This window comes from Chloroflexus sp., from assembly GCF_034431535.1.
Taxonomy (GTDB): Bacteria; Chloroflexota; Chloroflexia; order Chloroflexales; family Chloroflexaceae; genus Chloroflexus.
Genome location: NZ_DAOUDC010000006.1, coordinates 1 through 19459, shown reverse-complemented (window position 1 = coordinate 19459; position 19459 = coordinate 1). Strand labels below are relative to the sequence as shown.

The following is a 19459-nucleotide window of genomic DNA, read 5'->3' as shown; positions in this document are numbered from 1 at the left end:
CGTCGCTAGGCTGGTGTGAGGTCTACCGGAAAATCACCGGCATAAAGACGCGGTTCGGCCCGTTGAGCGGCAATGGTCCGATCATGCGCGTGTTGCCGGCGGCGTCGCGGGTCGTGATGTAGATGCGGTGCGGGCCGGGTACGCTCAACGCCGCGACGTAGCGCCACTGGTTGCCTTGCAGATCGGCGGCCCCGTTTTCAACCAACCCATCGGGCCGTTCCACGCGCACGGTGATGGCCGTAACCCCCACCGCGTCGGCATACGTGCCGCCGATCAAGACGTTCCCTGCCGGCAGCGGCGCGGCGGGTGGCAACAACCCGCCGGTGATAGTTGGCGCAACCGTGTCGATCACGTAGTCGAATTGGCGGGCCGGGCCGCGATTGCCGGCAAGGTCAATCGGTGTCAGCCGCACGCGCTGCGCAGCTTGCACAACCCCCTCGCGAATAGGCAGGGCGTAGCTCCAATTGTCGTCCTCGTCAACCCACACCTCTTCGCACTGAAAGCCGCGCCCATCCTGCTGATCGACACAGATTTCTACCGCCCACGCAGCACGGTCGTCTTGCACCCGGCCCTCTAGTTGCAACGTGCCCACGCTTACCGATCCCATTCCCAAGCGCGCTTCGCTGCCATCGCTCAAGATCAGATTGGGGAGATTAGCATCCACAACCAGATCAACCGGATCACTCCAGGCACTAGTTTGGCTGCCGGCATCGGTGGCACGAACTCGCATCGTCACCGGTGTTCCATCGGCTGGATTGCCGATATTGACCGTACACTGCCCCTCGCCATCGTCGGGGGTGGGGTCAGCGCAGGTGGTGATCGCGGGGGCAGCCGTACCCACCCGCGTCTCGATCTGAATCTGCGGCACGTCCGATTCGTCCCACGCCACGCCGGACACCGTGACCAGACCGGGTTTCACATAGGCGACCGGATCGTAGATCGCGACATACTCCGGCGGCGCGATGTCAACCGGATGGTCAACGAAGAACCAGTCGAGTGCATCGTCGAGACCGGTGGCATCATCGTGGAAGGAGATGTCCACCGTGGCCCAGTCTTCGTCTTCGCCCGCGTCGCGGGCAATCTGGCGATCGACCACGCCGGTAAAGGTGGCAGTGCCGCTGGTGTTGGGGGCGATGGTTCCCAAGGTGATGAACTGTTCGTAGTAGGGTGTCCCGCCCGATCCAATCACAAGGTTGCCTCCCGGCAGCCGCAGCGAACCCCAGTTGACGATCCATGCCTGCACGTTTTCGGCTGGCGCTTCCCCGACATTTTCGTAGTGGATCGTGTAGGTGATAACCTGGCCGTCAAATAACGGTGGATGTTCGTTGTCGATTTCATCCAAGCCGGTACTTGACACGTGGTTATTGGTGTCGAGAAGCTGGCCCTGCGCGTCGATCAGCTCGTCGGTGAAGATTGAGTAGATCGATCCCACCGGGGTGGCCGTGATGCGGAACCGCACATCAGCCACGACCTGCCCTGCGCCGGGGCACAGGCCGGGGCCGAGATTGGCCCACGTGATCACGTTGGTGAGCGCGATCTGATTGGTAATCGCTTCGCTGCTGCGGCTATTGAGCACCCGCGGACTGGTGAGCGGGTTGTTGGCCGGCATCACTGCCCACGTGCGCAGGCTGTCTTCTTCGGTGGCGTAGGCCAGCATACGCGCCTGCGTCGTGGCCGGGCTCGTGATATTAAGCACCGCAAACGGCAGGTAGGCCTCGAACAGATCGGGTTGGGCAGCGTCAACCCACACCTGCCATGCGCCGCTCATCGCCACCCACGCCGCGCCATTCCAACGCAACAGACTGATGGTCTGCGCTTCATCGATCCGCAGCAGGTAGTCGGGGGCAAAACCGTCGGGGAAGCGCAGATCGGGCTGGCCGGCTGACATCCCTTGCGTATAGACCGCCGGCGCGCCGCCGGTAGCGGTGTCGAGGTAGAGGTACAAATCCTCGCTTGCCCCCCAGATAGCGCCGCGCCATGCCACCCGCAGCGCCCGATCGTCCCAGCTCGCATAGAGACGTTGCACGTCGCGGGTTGCAGCCAGTTCGCTGGCGCGGCGAGCCAAGGCGCTGTTTTGACCAACCAACGCACACGATCCATCGCGCCAGCCAGTGGCAATCGTCCGTTCCGGCATCGTCAAACTGGTTTGCGACACGGCATCAGGCGTGAGCGGCGTGTCGTAGATGATCGGGCCAAAGGTCTGGATGCGTTGGTTGCCGTTGGCGTCTTGCTGTACCAAATGCGCATAGAGGATGCTGCCTTCGGGTGGCATAGGCAGATCGTGGCTGCCGGGGCCAGCCCCATACGTGCTAAGAGCGGCCAGATTCGGCTCGCGGTCGGTGCTCCAACCGGCGCGGAAGGTGACCGGGCCGGCGTTGTCGCTGCCTGCCCCCCATTCCATCCGCAAACCGGCGCCGGCGGTACGCACGGCATCGCCTTCGTTCAACGTTGCGCCGCCGATCACACGCAACGTCGCCGTCTGCGCCGCCGGCGGGCGGACATCAACCACCATCGGCTGCGCTGTGGCCGTGATCGTCCGCCCGGCTGCATCGGTCGCCCGCAGATCCATCGTGAACGACCAGTTATCGAGGTCGTTAGCCGGCTGGTTGAGCGGCGCCCACCAGCGCCCGCTCATAGCCAGATCGGGAGCGGCATCGATCCACGTCACGCCATCGAACGAGGCTTGCACATTCGTGATCACACCGGTATCGGTCACTTGAATCGGCAGCGCCAGCGTATCGCTGAAGGTATTGGCTGAGGTTATGGTCGCGGTGGCAAAACCAAGTGCAGTAGGCGCTGCCGTATCGACAAAGAGGGTCATCTGGCGGGTAGCGAGACGATTGCTCGTATCGGTGACTTGCACTTCCAGCGCGTAGCGACCCTCTGCCGGCGGCGTCCACGTGGTCGAGAAGGAGCCGGTCAGTTCGCCAGACCACATCTGCTCGAAGATCAAGCTGCTATTCACCAACACTCGCACTCGGCTCAAACCGGCATCGGCCCGCGCATTGCCGGCAATTGTGATTGTGCCAAGTGTCGTGAACATATTGCCGGTTGGCGAGGTAACGAGCAGATCGACCACCGGCGCAGGTGGCGTGACCGGCTGCGGCGTACCGCTGCCGGCGCGGCCCAGCGTGTCTTGGGCCGTCGCGGTGCTGGTATAGGTGATATGGCCATTGACCACGTAGGTCACATCGCGCCCGTGCAGCAGCCGCACCTCGTCGCTGAGCCGGCGCCACGCCGGGGGCTGGTAATAGACGAGGGTGTCAGTCTGTTCGAGGATCGTGCCGCTGGGGGGCGGGCAGACCAGCGTTGCGCTGGCGAGATTGATGTCACGGGCTTGGCAGGTGATGGTAGTACGCGCCAGTGTGCCGCTGCCCTGCTGCATCACAGTGATGGAGACCTGCGGCGCGCGCAGATCGACCATGCCCCGCCAGACAATCACCCCCGCCGGATCAACGGTGCGATTGCCAAGCGCGTCGGTGGCGCGTATGGCGAGCGCATACATCCCGTCGAGCGTGTTCGGGACGGGCAGACTCCACGTACTAGCGGCGGCACCGGGTGTGGCGAGCGTGACGTTCTGCCACGTGAGATCCGCCGCTGCGCGCAGATGCGCGACTTCATCGGCAGCGAACGCGTAGCCGTATAGATAGACCTCATCGAGCTGGCCGGCAAACCCACCCAGCCGCGCTTCGGCGGCAGGTAATGTGCCGGCGACACAAGGAGTGTTCGTCACTACCGCACCATCACCGTAAACGGCCAGGGTGGAACCATCGTAGGTCAAGGCCAGATGTTGCCAACCCGTGCCGGCTAGTGTGAAAGTAACCGCACAAGACCCGCTATCGCCACGTAGTTGAGCACCGGTAGTCGTAAGTTCGACGTAACCGGGCTGACCGGCTTGGCCGCGCTCGAACACCCTGCCTGTGCCGTTGATCCACGCTGCGACGCTGAATCGGTTACGATCACCGAGCCGGTCAGCGATGGTGAGCGTTTGCGCGCCGCTGAGCGTGACCCCTTGCCCCACCCGGCCACTGGCGATCACCTGGGGGCAATTTGCGCCGCTACACGTCGCGATCAGCGCCGCATCCACCGCATTGGCGAACGCTTCGCTGCCTACCGGTTCATCAAACGGCAACCGCACCGCCGCGCCAGCTAGCGCATCGGCCTGCTCAAGCGGTACCCACGCCGCTACCAGCGTCTGCACCCCGCTCGCCACCGAACCGGTGTCGGTCACTACACCGGTTAAGGTCAGAGAGGTTGTGATCTGCTCACCGGGATCGGTTGCCAACGCAATGGTAGGCGGCGTCGCATCAAGCCTCAGCAAAGTAGGCCGCTCGACGGTGCGGACATTGCCGACCAGATCGATGGCGCGCAATGTAACTGTATACACACCGGTCGGCGGCGTTACCCGGCCATCAAGCCCGCCGCCAGTGGTGAGACGGTAGTTGTGCTGCCACGCATCCCCGGTTGCCGTCACCTCTTGGGCAAGACTCGTCACCGCATCGGCGCTAGCCGGCAGCAACTCCAGCGTGAGTTGCGCACTACCACTGGCGGCATCGTTCAGTGTCCCGGCGAAGGGAAAAACCCAACCGCCATTGGCATCGAGGGTCGGACGCACGATTGACGTTGGGATATCAGGTGCCAAGGTCAATGTTGGCGGTGTGCGATCAACACGGAATGTTACCGATGCACTCGGCGCACCTTGATTGCCGGCAGCATCGCGAGCGCGCACACGCAGCGTATGTGAGCCTTCCGGCAGGCTGCCCACATCGATCGTGGCAGCCCACGTTGCCCCCGGCGACGCCGTCTGCCACGCGCCACTGTTCAAGCTGATTTCAACCTGCTCGATCGGATTGGTATCGGTAATCAGCCCGCTCACCACCAGACCGCTATTCACGTTGGCTGCCGGCACGTAGCTGCCATTGACCAGCGAAAGGATGCTGGCCACCGGCGACGTGTTGTCAACCACCAACCGTAACGGTACCGGAAACGTCCCGCTATCGAGCAAGCCCGACTCTTCACCCACAAGCTGGGCCTGTACCGTCCCAATCTGGATTCCGCCGCCGCTCAACCCCGCCGGCGCCACGACGCACGGCTGGCCGCTGGCGCACGCCAGCGCCGCGCTGACGCCAGCAGGCGCGTCAACCAGCCACGCAAAGCGTTGCGGACTGCCCAACAGCCGGTTCTGGCCATCAACCGCTTGATAGAGCAGATGGGCGCGATTGGCGATTCGCGCGCCGGCGGCGACCACAAAGTGATCGGCGGCGGCAGCCACGGTTGGACTCGTCAAACTCGCATCGCCATCCGAGAGCAGCGGCGATTCATCGAGCGCCGCCGTCCCGGACAGCAAGCGGCCCATCACCGAGCCGTTGCGCAGATAGACCAGCAAAGCCCGTCCGAAAGCAGTACTATAGGCCAACGCCGGTTTGGTTTCATCGGCGGGGGTGGCGGTGATTTGCGCCGGCGCAGTCGCGCCGCCATCATCGATCCGCACCAGCCAAATATCGCGTTGTGACGCCGCTCCGCGTTCGTAGGTAATCAGATAGTTCGTACCGGCGGCAACGGCTGTCACCGCGCTGCCAGCCTGCGCATTGCTATCGAGCGCCAGCACCGACCCGGCGACCGTGCCATTCGCGGCGACGCGCTGGGCGCGCACTATCCCGCTGTCGAGCCACGCTACCACAAACCCGTTACCGTTGCTCGCCACCGCCGGCGCTGTCCCGTTACCGAGCGTCACCGGCGGCGAGACTGTCGCGCCAGCCACGCGCGCCATCCGGATTGCGCCGCCACTCTGCCATGCCACCAAACAGGCGCCGCTCTGGCAAGCCACTGCCGGTTGCGTCCCGCTAGCCACGTTCAGTGGGGCCGGCAGGCTATCGGGTTGGGCAGCAAAGAACTGCACTTGCCCGCCGCTAGCCGTCACCAGCGCGTAGGGCGCAGCGGCACCGGGAACAGTCGCTACTGCGAGCGCGCTCACATCGGTGCCGGCCCGCTCGGCAAAGGCCGGTTGCACCCAACGCGCCGTCGGGTTGCCGCCCAAACTGTACTGCGCGATCGCGTCGAGCACGAACGGTCCTTCAGGTGTGCCAGCCGGGATAGTCAGATTGGTGACAAAGCTCTGTTCCTGCCCCGGCAGCAACTCGAACGACTGGGCCGGGAAACTGGTCAGCGGCGTATTCAACCAGACCGCGCCGCGCAGCGGGCGGCCATCAGGCGGCAGATAGCGCAAGGTGACGGTGTAGACCAGCGACTGGCCGGGCCGCACAACAAGGTTTTCATCGTTCACAACGGGGAAGACGCCCAGCGGCGCTTGCGGCGCGACCAGTGTCGCCGGCGTACTCGCCAACTCCGTCGCCGCCAACGCCGCCAAATTCGGTTGGGCGCTGACCTCAGCCGCCGGCAGCGCGCGGGTGAACAGGCGGGCATGGGCCATCACCCCCACAAACCGTTGCGGGATATATTGGCGATCCCCCAACCGCAGCTCGTTCTGCGACCAATCGACATCGCCGATCGCGCCCGCCCCGTGGTAAGTATGCACCGCCGCGCCGTTGAGATAGGTGGTCACCACGCCGCGGTTATACGTCACCGCCACGTGCGTCCACTGATTGAGCGGCGCCACCGCGCCGGTGTTGATCCACGTCCAGCCGGGATTGGCGTTGGCAAAGGCCCACTGGATGGTACCATCAGGGAAGCGCGCAACCTCATACTCACCTTCACGGTTGATCAGCATGCCGTTGGCGTTAGCGGTGGGATAGATCCAAACCGCAAAGGTCATCTCATCCGCCATGCGGAACCGCTCATCACTGATGACTAGAAACTGATTGCCATCGAAACTCGTGCCGGTGCGTCCGGCCACCGTCACTCCAGCGGCAGGACAGGCTCCCGCCAGACAGCCAAACGCCATCCCGCCAAACGAGTCAGTAAAGGTCGTCGCGAGCGGCCACGCGCCCAGACGCGAACGCGCCGCCACCGATCCACCTTGATTAAGCCACGCTGCATCAGAAATGCCATCACCGCGCGAATCAGCCGCCAGCGGACTAGTGCGGATCAGCAAGAGCTGCCCGCTCACCGTCACCAACTGGCCGTTCACCTCTTGGGCATCACTCAGCCCGTCGCCATCGGTATCAGTGCGGGTCGGGTCAGTGCCCCAGCGCGCCTCAACCAGATCGCTCAAGCCATCGCCATCGGTATCGGCCAGCCGCGGATTAAAGCGCATCCCTTCGTTGGCGCGCTGGAGCTCAAAGGCGTCGCTCAAACCATCGCCGTCGGCATCCCACGAACTCTCGTTGGGATCGACTTCGCGGCGGAGGCTATCAAAGTCAGCGTCGGGCAGCGGCGAAAAGGCGATGTTGCCGCCCCAATCCATGCGCACAAACTCATCGAGCGTCGACGGGAAGACATCGAAGACCACGCTATCGGCCAAGCGCGAGTTATAGCGTTGCACATCATCATACGCGCCGCACCAGAGGAAAATACAGCGCTTATACGGCAGATTGAAGGCCGTGTTCATCCACAGCGCCGTCGAGCGGTTGATCCCCGCTGGGAAGGAAAAATCAACCGAACGCGGATATGAGTCTTGGATCGGCGGCCAACTGGGCCAGACCGCGAGATTCTGCTCGTGCGTGGCCACGGACGCCGCGCCAGAGACGCGCTGGCGGGCTTGCCAGTCATTCCACGGGTTACCAAACCAACGATTTCCGATCCGGTTCGGATTCCACGCCAGATTCGGGTAAATAGTCGCACTAAAGCGGAGCGGGTTCCACGCGGTCATACCTGCCGCCGGATTGACCAGCCCCAAACTCGTGCCGCCTACCGTTGGGCGCACCGTCAAATAGCGCGATTCGTCCACGATAAAACGCGCGATCTGCTGGAACAGCCACGACGAGAACGACGTCGCGCGGCCTAAAATCAGCGAGAGTATCACCGACAGCACCGCGTCGAGAATGGTAATGACGGCCACAATAATAAAGCCGACTTTGGGGATAAAGGTCAGTGCCGTCAAGAACACGATCCACGCGACCTGCAAGACCGTCGCGATGATCAGTTGGGCTAGCGCCACGCCCGACAATTGGTTCGAGATCGCTTCATAGATCGCCAAGCCAATCGTCGCCACGACCAACACCCCGCCCACAAAGATCGTGAGCGCCGCCGAAGCCGCCGTTATCTTCTGCAAGCCGAATTTGGCGATCAAGGCAAGATCAATGCCGTTTTTAACAATCGTCGCCACCGATGAGGTGACATGGGCAACCAATTCCATGCCGCCGGCCAACAGCCAGCGGTTCAGTTCGGGTGAAAACTGGCCGAGGTGGGCTGTCGCCGCTAAGATCAAGCCAGCTACCAGTGCGCTAGCGATCGCACCGTAGATGGCATCGCCGGCCTTCGCCTTAAAGCTGGTCATGAACCGGCTCGAAACCGCCCAAGCCGCGGCTGCGCCGCGCACCGAGCTAATCGCCAGCCCCTTCACCACGCCGCCGATCATCTTCAGCACCGAATTGGTATCCGACCCCTGCGCCGGCCCTAGCGCCGCAAGTGCATGCTTGAGCGCACCGACCCCTTGGGCAGCCAAAGCAGTGTTAATCTGGGCCAGCGAGGCATCAGGAGCTGCAAACCCAACCAGCGGTCGCTGTTCGCCATTGGCCGCCAACGCCATCACGCCTTGGATCAGCACGGCAAGATAATTGCGCAACAACACAAGCTGGCCTTCGCGCGTCTCTTCATCGGCGCTGGTCTGCCCGCGATGGCGATCGATAAAGCGTTGCACCGTCTGCTCTGGCGACAAGGTGCGCCAATCGCCGCCGGAAAACTCATAGCCAGTCATGCTCAGGTAATTGGCGGTCTGCACCAACACTGCATTCTCGCCGCTGGTCGCCAAATTCATGGTCAAGACGGTATCCGACCACGTGGCATTGTTGCCCAAGCTGTCAAAATTGAGCGCGCGGAAGGTCTCGCTGCGCAGATGGAGGATCAACGGCTGGTGCAGGACCGGGATCTGCGCCAGCAGATTGCGGTTGAGCGTAGCCGCGTCACGAGCCATGCTGAGCGTATCGCTGCGGGTATACGCGCTGGCGAGGAAGATATTCGGCAAATCCCAACGTTCTTGGACCGGCACGCTGCCATTGCTCAAACGGTGGAAACGGTTCGCAATCGTCGCCGGCGAGAGATCGGCCCGGGCGCGCATAAAGCTCTGGTTCAGACCGTTCGTCAGGGCCAAGAGCGCGTCATCGCGGGCCACTGCGTCTCCCTGCGCCTGCGGATCGGCCACTACCAACGCGCCGGCCACGCCATGGTCTTCGCGCACTTGCATGCCGGTCATTAGCCATGGGTCATTATCGTAAACGTGGATCAGGCCGGGTTGATCGAAGCCATCAACGTCATTCTTCATCTGCACGGCCCACACCAAGCGCACACGGTGAGCATTGCCCCACGCCGGCGCCCCCCGATAGAGCATCCGGCCCGCAAAAGCTACCCGTTCGCCGGTCTGGCCATCGGTGACAAGGCTGAGCGGCACATACGCGACGATGGTGTTGGCGTCAGACTGGCGCAAGGTAATGCCTTGCGCGCTGAGCAGCGGCGACGAGAGGTTACCGTTGCCGTTGTCGGTATACGGCGGCAGCGTCGCAAACGAATTGGCCGGGATCGAAATTTCCAGCAACGGCAGCAGTTGGATATCATCGGTCGTGCCGTTGCGATCCTGCACTTGCCCGGCGCTATCGTTAGGCCAATCGAACCGGCTCTGCGCATACCACAAGTGGCGCGCGTTTTGCGTGCGCACCTGAATATCAACCGCTACCAACTGGTTGGCCGTCAGATTATCGAAGCGCAGCCAGAGCGCCCGATCGCCGCGAAAGGCGCCGCGATCCGCCGAGTGGGTCAACGGCGAGAGATCGAGCCGGTCGGGCACGCCATCGTTATCGTCATCGTAGTCAAACACATCGGGAATGCCATCGCCATCGCTATCGCGCGCCACCAGCAAATTGCCGCTCCGGCCCACCTCAAGACTATCGAGCACGCCATCGCGGTTGGTATCTTGCGCTAACGGGTCGAGCCGCCAATCGCGGGAGGCATAGGTGAAGCCCACCGCCTCGGCAAAATCGCTCAAGCCATCACCGTCGGTATCGGGATCGAACGGGTTCGTGCCGAGAAACTTCTCTTGGAAGTCGGTCAAGCCATCGCCATCGCTATCGCGGCCATCATCAACCAGCGCCGCTGGCGCGCTGGTGAACGCCGTCGCCGCCTGCGTGGTAAGCGCCGTCAGCCGCGCCGGGCCATCGGCAGCCGCCTGCGGATTGGTGCCCAGCAACGCCTCTTGCGCGTCGCTGAGGCCATCGCCATCGCTATCGATCGTCGCATGGCCGCGCGCCGCGCTCAACCACACATCAGATAGCAGCCGCGCCGCCGCCACAGCAGGCGGCAACGACGCTTCAACCGCTTGAGAGCGGTCTAGCTCAGCTTGGGGTTGGCGGTGATAAGCCGTTTGCGCAGCCAGCTCGGTCTGGGCCGCATCAACCCGCTGCGCCGTCAGCAGCGGGCCGCCCACCAGCGCTACAATCAGCGCCGCCGCTAAACCGCCCGCCAACCGGCGCGAACCGCGCCAGCGGATCAGGAGAGTCATGGCACCCAACCCCGTCAAGAGCGCGCCTACCACCGGCAAGGCCGCATCGCTCGCCCCGCGCAACGCTCCCAACCACTGCTGCCAGAACAACGGCATCCCCGGCGGCAACGGGCCAAACTCGGCAAAATCCATGGTCACCTGCGCGCGGCTAGCCGGCTGATCGCCACTAGCCGGCAAGATCACATGCAACACTTGGCGCGCCGGCAAGCCATCAGCAGCTAGCCACAGCTCACCGCTGCCCCGCAGCCGGTGATACTCATCCGCCGGACGCAACTCAACCCCCGGCGGCAACCGGTTCGCCTGCCGCAACGCCGCCTGCTGGCGTTCGCGTAGATAGCGCTCGAGCGCCATCGCATCGATCTGGAAGGCATAGCGCGTCACCGTGCGCCCAGCTATCTGCTCCTCGCCCAACGGCTGCACATCACGCACCGCATTCAAATACCCCAATACATCACCGCCGGGCGCAAACAGATCGCCAAAACCGCTGTACTCTTCCCATGCCCCCTCACCTTGGCGCACCCACGTCTGCCCGGCGACAATACGCAGCATCACGCTGCCCTCACCGGTCTGCACATTCCCACCCTGCGTCCACAACCGCAGCTCAGTCGTCTCAGCCGGCAGATCAGCCTTGCCTTGCAGATAGATTTCGTGCTGGTCAGGAGGTTGACCGGCATTCACCGGCGAAGCAACCGGGTCAGCAATGATCGTCGCCGTAGCGTCAAACCGGTAGCTGCCGGCGCTCAGCGCGCGCTGCCACGCGGCCCGGATCGGATCCGGGTTCGCCGCCGGATACAACCGCACAACCATCAACAGCAGAAACAGGACGATCAACGCAATCGACACAACAGACGCAAAGAGCGCAAAACGGCGTGGCTGGCGCATAGCGAGGTCCTCCAAAACATCGAGTGACGGCGAAACAGAGCGATGAGAGAGCGACGAGCTAGCAAAACAATGTTTTGGCCATACCGAGAGCAGGTGCGCGCCGGTAGAGGAGACAGAGACGTACCGGTTCGTTATCCGGTGGCCGCACCTCGCAGAGGCGCAGACTATCTGCACACAGCGCGCAGAGGACACGATTGAGGGTACATTTCGGTATTCGCTAGCGGCAGCGCCGGATCGAATTGGGGCAAACGGTGTCCTTTGACGATGAGATTCTTTGTCCGCCAGTGTACAAGTTTAGCGTAACAAAAACATTACAAGCGCCGGCGATCCGGCGCTTCTAACTATGTAGTGCGGCAGTCCAACTGCCGCACCCCTCCTGTCATTACGAGGCGCGCGCAGCCCCTGTCATTGCGAGAGCACACCCCTCCTGTCATTGCGAGGGCGCGCAGCGCCCGAAGCAATCTCCCCCTTCAGCGCAAACCAACGGCGTGCAGGTACAGCTTCCGCTGAAGCAGGAGATGCCTTCGCCGCCTCCGGCGGCTCGCAATGACAACCGGCGAGCGAGGGGGCGCAGGAGTGAAACCCACTCCCCCGCGTTCTCTGCGCTCCCTACGGTAACACATAACTACGGGTTCGCCCGCTTTCCCTCTATGGAGTGCGGCAGTCAAACTGCTGCACTCCATAGCTTCGTGGCTATTCCCTAAAGCGACCGAGCAGCTACGCAAAACCCTTTACACCACCCCTTGATACGCCTCGATCACCTGCCTCACCAACCGCTCTGGCGCAAATCGTTCGCACACCGCCGTCCTCCCGCCGGCGATAATCCGTGACCGCAGCGCATGATCATCGAGGAGGCGGAGAATGACGGTGGCTAGCGCAGCCGCATCGTTGTACGGGATCAGAAGACCATCCTCGCCATCACGAATCAGTTCGTTAATCACCGGGATGTTGGTGCTGATGACCGGCACTCCTGCGGCCATCCCTTCCAACACCGGCAAGCCAAACCCTTCGTAGCGCGAGGGAAACGGCAAGACGGCGCTAGCCCGCAAGAGGGCTAATTTCTGCTCTTCGCTCAGCGTGCCGAGAAAATGGATATTGGCCGCCACGCCAAGCTCGCCGGCCAGCCGTTGCAGTTCGGCCCGTTGGGCCGGGTTGTGGGTGACAAAGACGAAACTGGCCTGCGGGTAGCGGGCAATGATCGCCGGCATCGCCGCTACCAGCACGTCGTAGCCTTTGCGCGGCGTGAGCTGGCCGATGTAGGGAATGATCGGCAGGGTGAAGGTGGCGGCCAACGGCGGCGCCGGCCCCTCCATAAATGCCATGTCGAGCCATAACGGCACAACTGTCATCGGCTGCGTAAAACCCAGTTCGCGTAAGACCTGCGCTTCGTGCTGCGAGCAGGGGATGAACGCCGCCACATCGCGCAACGGGCGATGAATCGCGTAATTACGCCAATGATCGCGCCACCGCCAGTCGCGCAGGCCGCGTTTGAGCAGTTGCGGCACGGTGTAGATGAGCCGTTCGGGGTGGATCGCCGATTCGTAGGGCCGTTCCCGGTCGGCCACCAGCCAACGATCATGGTATGGGCCGAGCCACGTCCACACGACCGGTACCCCACGCCGATGCAGCCAGCGCACCGCTTGCAAGGCCAACACGTTGCGCGGGTGGATGACATGGGCGACATCGGGCAACGGCATCGACTCTAACGCCGCAACCGTTTCGTGTCCCGGCCAGAGTTCTGGCTTCACCCGCCGCACTACGATGCCGTCAATCGTTTCGCTACGTTCACCTAACCCAAGCTGTGGTTGGTCGGGCTGCCAATAGGTCAGCGCCATTACTTCATGACCGGCAGCGACGAGTGCTTGGCCGAGGGTACGTTCGGGCCAATTGCGGAACGCGCGGCTCACGCCGCCCAAACCGATAATCAGAACGCGCATGATGTTTTCCAAACGTAATTCGGAAGGGGCGCATAGCCGTGCGTCCCTACCGCGCCCTTACGGTCTCCCCCACCACTGCCCGATACACCGCCTCAATCCGATCCACCACCGCCGGCCACGCAAATTGCGCTGCCCACGCCGGGGCCGCTGCGGCCATCGCCGCGCGCCGGCCCGGATCGGCGAGCAGCTCGTTGACTGCCGCCGCCAGCGCCGCCGGATCGCGCGGCGGTACCAGCAAGCCGGTCTGACCCTCGGCCACCACTTCTGGGAAGCCGCCAAACCGGGTAGCCACCACCGGCAACCCACACGCCTGTGCTTCAACCGGCCCGATCCCGAAGGTTTCGCTGGCATAGCTGGTGGCGACCAGCAGATCAACCGATGCGTAGAGCGCCGGTAGTTGCAGACGCGAAACATTGCCCCAAAACTGCACCCGTTCGTTCAAGTCGAGTTCGTTGGCGATAGCGGCTAGCCGCGCCCGATCTTCACCATCGCCGGCAATGATGAGGTGGGCCTGCGGAATGTACGATAACGCACGAATGGCCGTCTCTACTCCTTTCCATGGCTGCAAACGTCCAACAAAGAGCAGCAGCGGCGCAGTTGCCGGCACACCTAGTCGCGCGCGCAGGGCGGGGTCGGGTGGTTGCGGGTGAAAGAGATCAGTATCGATCCCGTTGAAGACAACTTCTGGCGTGAACCCGTAGCGCCCGGCGATAGTCTGCGCATTGAACCGCGAGCACGAGACAGCGGCGTCAACATGTCGCGCCAGCCAGCGGTCACCACGGTAGAAATCTTCGCCATGACAGCCGAGAATGACCTTGGCCCCGCTCAATCGCCGGGCGAGAAGTGCCGGCAAGAGATCGTAGGGTTTTTGTAAGTGAATGAGCTGGTAGTTGCCGCGCACTAGTGTCGGTAAGGCTGCAATCGCCATCGTTAGCCGTTCGAGCAGTTTCGCTTCGGCATACGCCCGACGTAGCGGCGGTAGAGCCTGCCAAAACTGGCGTGAGATGAAGGGAAAGGTGAAGACTCGCGCCCCGGTGTTCTCGCGCCGTGTTCCCACCCCACCCAGAATATCTACCGAATGGCCGCGTTTCACCAATTCGCGCGCCAAATCCCATACAAAACTCTCGACGCCGCCGATTTTGGTGGTGGTCGTGAGATTGTAAAGCGCAATCCGCATCGCTTACCAGATGGTGTACAGCGTCAGTTTGATAATGACCACGAAGGTTAACGTCAAGCCGACGCAGACGATTAATCGTCGCCGATCAATCGTCCCGTTCATCAGATAATAGGCCGTCACAACCGCTGCTAGCGGATAGGTAAACATCCAGATTCGTTCAACTTCGCGATTGAATAGGCCGCTGAGCCACATACCTAGCACTAATGCACCGAGCGAACCGAGGAGTGCTGCCCACATTGGTTGCCAACGTTCGGCTCTTGCCCGGAGATAGAGCGCACTGAGTGCCGCGAGTATCCATGGTGTGAGAAAGACAAGGTACGAGACGAGATTGGCAGCAGCAAATCGGAGATAATAGTCGTAGCTCGGTGGTAGGAAGGGAGTCGGTGGCTGACCGTACTCGCGAAACCGTTCCATCATCTCGCCGTTGATCTGAGTGGCGGTGCGCGCAGCAGTAATCACGTTAAAGCCGGTCATCAGGAAGATCACCAGATAGATCAATATAATGACACCGGCAGCAACTGCGCCTTGACGAATAATCATAAGCAGTGCCATCCGCCAACCGTATATCTGCCGATGGCGCGCCAATGCGAATGCTGCCACTGCTACTCCAAAGAAAAAGAGTTGGGTTGTGGCATAGGTCATAAAGAGCGCGGCGGCAATACTGAGACCGGCAACCACGGCTAACCATAGCCGATATGGCGGTTCTAACGCGAGGAAGAAGGCAGCAGCACCAATCGCGATCAAGAGGCTGAATACGCCATCAAGTGAGGTGACGCCATAGATCATCTGGCCCGGCATCACCACGGCAATAATACCGGCGGCCAACGCCAATTGACCACCGCCAAGCCGCCATCCTAACCAAACTGCGACGAGTGGTATAAGCGCCGTCAAGCCAATGGTGAGCCAACTCGTCGCTACCGGCCCCGGCCCAAACACCTGCTCGATCAGCCACAAAAATAGGATAGCTCCCGGTGGGTGGGTGCTACCATGCACGGATAACATCGGGGCAATGGTCTCGAAGTTGGTCATAAACCCAATTGGATCGCCGGCCACATACGGTGTGTCGCGCAGGTATTCGTAGGGGCTATCGCGAAAGAGAGCAATCGGCGCGTCAAGCCCATGCACAGCGATATCAAACATTACCGGCAAAACAAGAGCACCCATGAAGGTGTAGATGGTTACCGGCACCGGTTGCAATGGCCGCGCCAACCATCGCCAACCGAGCGCAAACCAGAGGATTGCCCCCCCAATCGGCACCATCACCCACCACGTTGGTGAAGGATCGATCCGCGATTTGAGCGGCCACACTCCGCTATGCCCACTAATCCGTTGCAACAACCAGAATGCACCGAGTAACGCACCGCTCCAAAAGAGGATGACCGTCAGCTCGCCTAGCCATGGTCGTCGCAACGAGAAACGACGGGCGACCGCCAAACCGATCACGCCACTCCATATCCCGACCACCATCGGCAATGCCCAGCGCAGCGTACCGGCTCCAAACGGTGTGAGGCCACCGACCAGCGTATAAGTAATCAAGCTACTGATCGCGACGACCATGCCGGTTGCGAGTAAGAGCGGTACTCCACTCAACTGAAGCAGCGCTAACCAGCCGACTGCGAGCGCCAGCCCAATAAGCAAGCCGAATGGCGCCGGAATTACCGTGCCGGCAGCTGCCAACGGCAGCACGCTTAGCCCGTGGAACGGCACTCCCAACCGGCGCGGATTATTCGGATCACGCACTACCGCACTCTGAATGGTCACACAAACGTCGGCGCCCGGCTGCTGGTCAGCGCCGGTCAAGAGGGTATAGCGACGGAGTGCGGCTCCCAGCGGCACCTGTAGCGGCTCTGCCATACCGGCCTGTAACGTAACCATCTCAATACCTAAACCGCGGGCATACGCACCAGACAAGCGTACCGTTACCAGACTGCGCGGCGCCGTGCCAACATCGGTCACACAAATCTGACTATTCCCATCCGTCCAACGAAAATCACCCCACTCGCTCACTTCGACTCGGTTCAAGTCGGCCAGTAACCAACGGCTAGCGCTCGCCGGAGCAATCGTCTGCGGCTGACCGGCGTTGGCGAGCAGCCAATTGAACCCAACCACACAGAAAATGACCGTGACATAGGCGGCTAATACCCGCACCAACTGCACCCTATACGTCGTCGGTAACCTCTCCCACCGGTGACTGATGGTAATCCACATCCGAACACGCCCATCTTTTGTTGTCAGTGACGACTGACGCATATCGCCTCAAGGCAGAGCAACCATCACAACAATCGTCGGATCACACCTTGCAACGGCAAACGCCACTTCAGCACTTGTGTGCGGTCGGCCGGGTCAAGCCCACCAAGGAGGCGTAGTGTCAACAAAAAGATCAACGCCCCGATCCCGGCCAACAGCACCAATTGGAGAGCGATCCCCAAACGTGACACCAGATCGACGGTACCGTCGGGCAGCACGATAACCTCACGCAAACCGTTCACAACAACACCCATCACCGCTGCCGCCGCGCTCACCCGTAGGGTAAAGCGCCACGGCCAGCGTAAACCGAGCAGTCGCATCCCGACCAGCGTTGCCCACAAGCCGGCTGCCACCCGCGCCAAACCAAACGTTAACGCCATGCCGATCAAGCCGAATTGGGCCGGCAACCAAAACGCCAGCGCCACTACGGTGAGCAATGCTACCAGCCGGGCCGCAATCACCGTGCCGAGCCGCTCGTGAACCATCAGTGCATTGTGGGCCGTGGTGAGCATACTCTCGCTAAACAAACACGGTGTTAACACCCATACAATCGGCGCTGCGTCGAGGTACTGCGGGCTGATTACCAGCAATCCCGGCCCGGCCAACAACACCAACCCTACCCCGCCGGGAACCATCAACAGCAACTGCAAGCGCACCAACGATTGGTACGCACCGTTGGTGGTGCCGCCTTCACCTTGCCGCACCCGCGCAAACAACGGCACCTGCACGCCCACCATCGGCGTGTAGAGGTAACTAAGCGCCATGCGCACCAACAGCGCACCGGCAGCGAGCAACGACACATCACGAATGTCGCTGTTAAAGAAATTGATAAACTCAAAGCTCGCGATAAAATCGGTCGCCGTCATCAGGTACGAGACGGCGGCGTAGCGCACGAAACCGGGAGGCAATGCGTGTCGCAGATCACGTAGTCCATCGCGCACATCGGCCCATACACTCGATCCCGGCTCGTGTGCAATACCGGCCTGCAAGCGCCAGACCTGCCAACCGGCCAGTGCCACCGCTATCGCCGGCGCCACCACCATCGCTACCAACACACCGAGGATATCCCACCGGTCGGGCAAAGCGAGTATCGCCACTACCACCAAGACCTGCGGCAGCAGACCGGCAGCTAATGCGATACTGTTCCACGCCTTTTGGTGGAAGAAGCTGCTCAGCACCGCCATCAGCAGATCATAGAGAGCGCCCAAGCCGAGCAAGATCACGATCGCGGCAATAATCAGCCCGTGAAACTCAGCCACGAATTGGCTGAGTTCGGCGCGCACCGCCGCCTCGACCGCCACTTCGCCACCGAGCAAGCCTTGCAAATAGCCCTCGATCTGGCGATGTGTCAACGCCAAACCGATAGCAATCACCAGCAAGATCGCGAGTTGCAGCGTCGCAACCAGCAAAAAGAGCCGCCGCGCCGCTCGCGCGCCGCCTGCCCGTTCGGTTTCGGGAATGTATTTGGGCAAAGCGCGGGCAATGCCGAGATCGAGCGCCGTACCGAATAGATTGCTCGCCCCGCGCACCAACGCCAGCAAGCCGAACGCCGCCTGCGAAAGCTGGTTAAGCTTCACCAGCGTTGCCAGCACTTCCGCCAGCAAGCGCAACGGTGCAAAGAGGGTATTCCACCACACCGCCTGCGACACTTGCGTCGCCAGCGAAGGACGCCGCGCCGTCATGCGCCCTCCTTGCGCAGGTCAAGCTCGAACATGCCGGTGTAAAAGCTCCGCTGCCAGCGGTACGCCGCTCGCTCCAACCCGACCCGCCGCAACAGCGACCGCGCCGCCCGCCGCCATAGCCGCCGGCTCGGCAGTTGGCCAGCCAGCAACGCCTGCTCGCGCAGATCGGTCACGGCAAAGCCGAGCCGCTCGCACAACCGCACCAGCTCGTGGTAGTGAAAATAGTGCATCTCGCTGAGCCGCTGCATATCGCGGAAGGCTGCACCGCGCTTCGTGCGCCCGCGCAGCTCGATCAGCGCCTCGGCCACCGGTCGCGGCAACCAGTTGATCCCGCGCATATGGTAGTGCGGATCGATCCACGCTCGCCGGTTGATCGCCGTAATCAGGGCATGGCCGCCGGGCCGCAACACGCGCACAATCTCGCGTAACACCGCTACCGGGTCTTGCACGTGCTCGAGCACATCCCACGCGACGACCAGATCGAACGCGGCGCTCGGCAACGGCAGTGATTCGCCGGCAGCGTTGACAATCGGGAAACGCAGATTGTAGCGCGCTGCGCGCAAGCGAATGATCCGGCAGTAGGCCGGGTTGTACTCGCACGCCGTCACCCGCGCACCGGCCAACGCCGCCGCCACCGCAAACCCGCCCATCCCCGCACCAAGGTCAAGCACCCGCGCGCCGCGCAACTCGCCAATCGCCGCGCGCGCCTGCGCTAAACGCTCATCTTGATAACGCTCTTGGCGCAATCGGCGCTCGCGCCACGCCGCAAAATCGCGCCGCCACGTCATATGTTGCAGCCACGGATCAATCGCTGCCGCGAGTTGGTGATCGATGTCGGTGGTCATAGCGTCCAATCTGCACTCCTGAATCCACGCGCCACAGGGAGTGCGGCAGTCAAACTACCGCACTCCATATTTGCTGCCGT

General features: G+C 62.2%; 6 protein-coding genes. All 6 read right to left on the bottom strand.

Annotation, left to right across the window (positions count from 1 at the left end; genetic code table 11):
- Positions 1–22 precede the first annotated feature (22 nt).
- The 6 genes from U9R61_RS01060 to U9R61_RS01035 all read right to left on the bottom strand — a co-directional run bounded on the left by U9R61_RS01060 (position 23) and on the right by U9R61_RS01035 (position 19379).
- Entirely contained in the window at positions 23–11491 is an 11469-nt protein-coding gene (locus U9R61_RS01060; protein WP_322486976.1) for a LamG-like jellyroll fold domain-containing protein, read from the bottom strand.
- Between the two features lie 731 nt (positions 11492–12222).
- Positions 12223–13428 (bottom strand): glycosyltransferase family 4 protein, encoded by a 1206-nt coding sequence (locus U9R61_RS01055; protein ID WP_322486975.1) that lies wholly within the window; start codon positions 13426–13428, stop codon positions 12223–12225.
- A 46-nt stretch (positions 13429–13474) separates the two neighbouring features.
- Entirely contained in the window at positions 13475–14605 is a 1131-nt protein-coding gene (locus U9R61_RS01050) for a glycosyltransferase family 4 protein (protein ID WP_322486974.1), read from the bottom strand.
- Between the two features lie 3 nt (positions 14606–14608).
- Positions 14609–16855 (bottom strand): hypothetical protein, encoded by a 2247-nt coding sequence (locus U9R61_RS01045; RefSeq protein WP_322486973.1) that lies wholly within the window; start codon positions 16853–16855, stop codon positions 14609–14611.
- Positions 16856–16878: 23 nt separating this feature from the next.
- Positions 16879–18534 carry a polysaccharide biosynthesis C-terminal domain-containing protein gene (locus U9R61_RS01040; protein ID WP_322486972.1) on the bottom strand — a complete coding sequence of 552 codons (1656 nt, stop codon included), beginning with the start codon at positions 18532–18534 and terminating at the stop codon, positions 16879–16881.
- On the bottom strand, positions 18531–19379 hold the full coding sequence (locus U9R61_RS01035) for a class I SAM-dependent methyltransferase (protein WP_322486971.1): 849 nt from the start codon (positions 19377–19379) through the stop codon (positions 18531–18533). Before U9R61_RS01035 ends, U9R61_RS01040 begins: the two co-directional genes overlap by 4 nt.
- Positions 19380–19459: the final 80 nt, after the last annotated feature.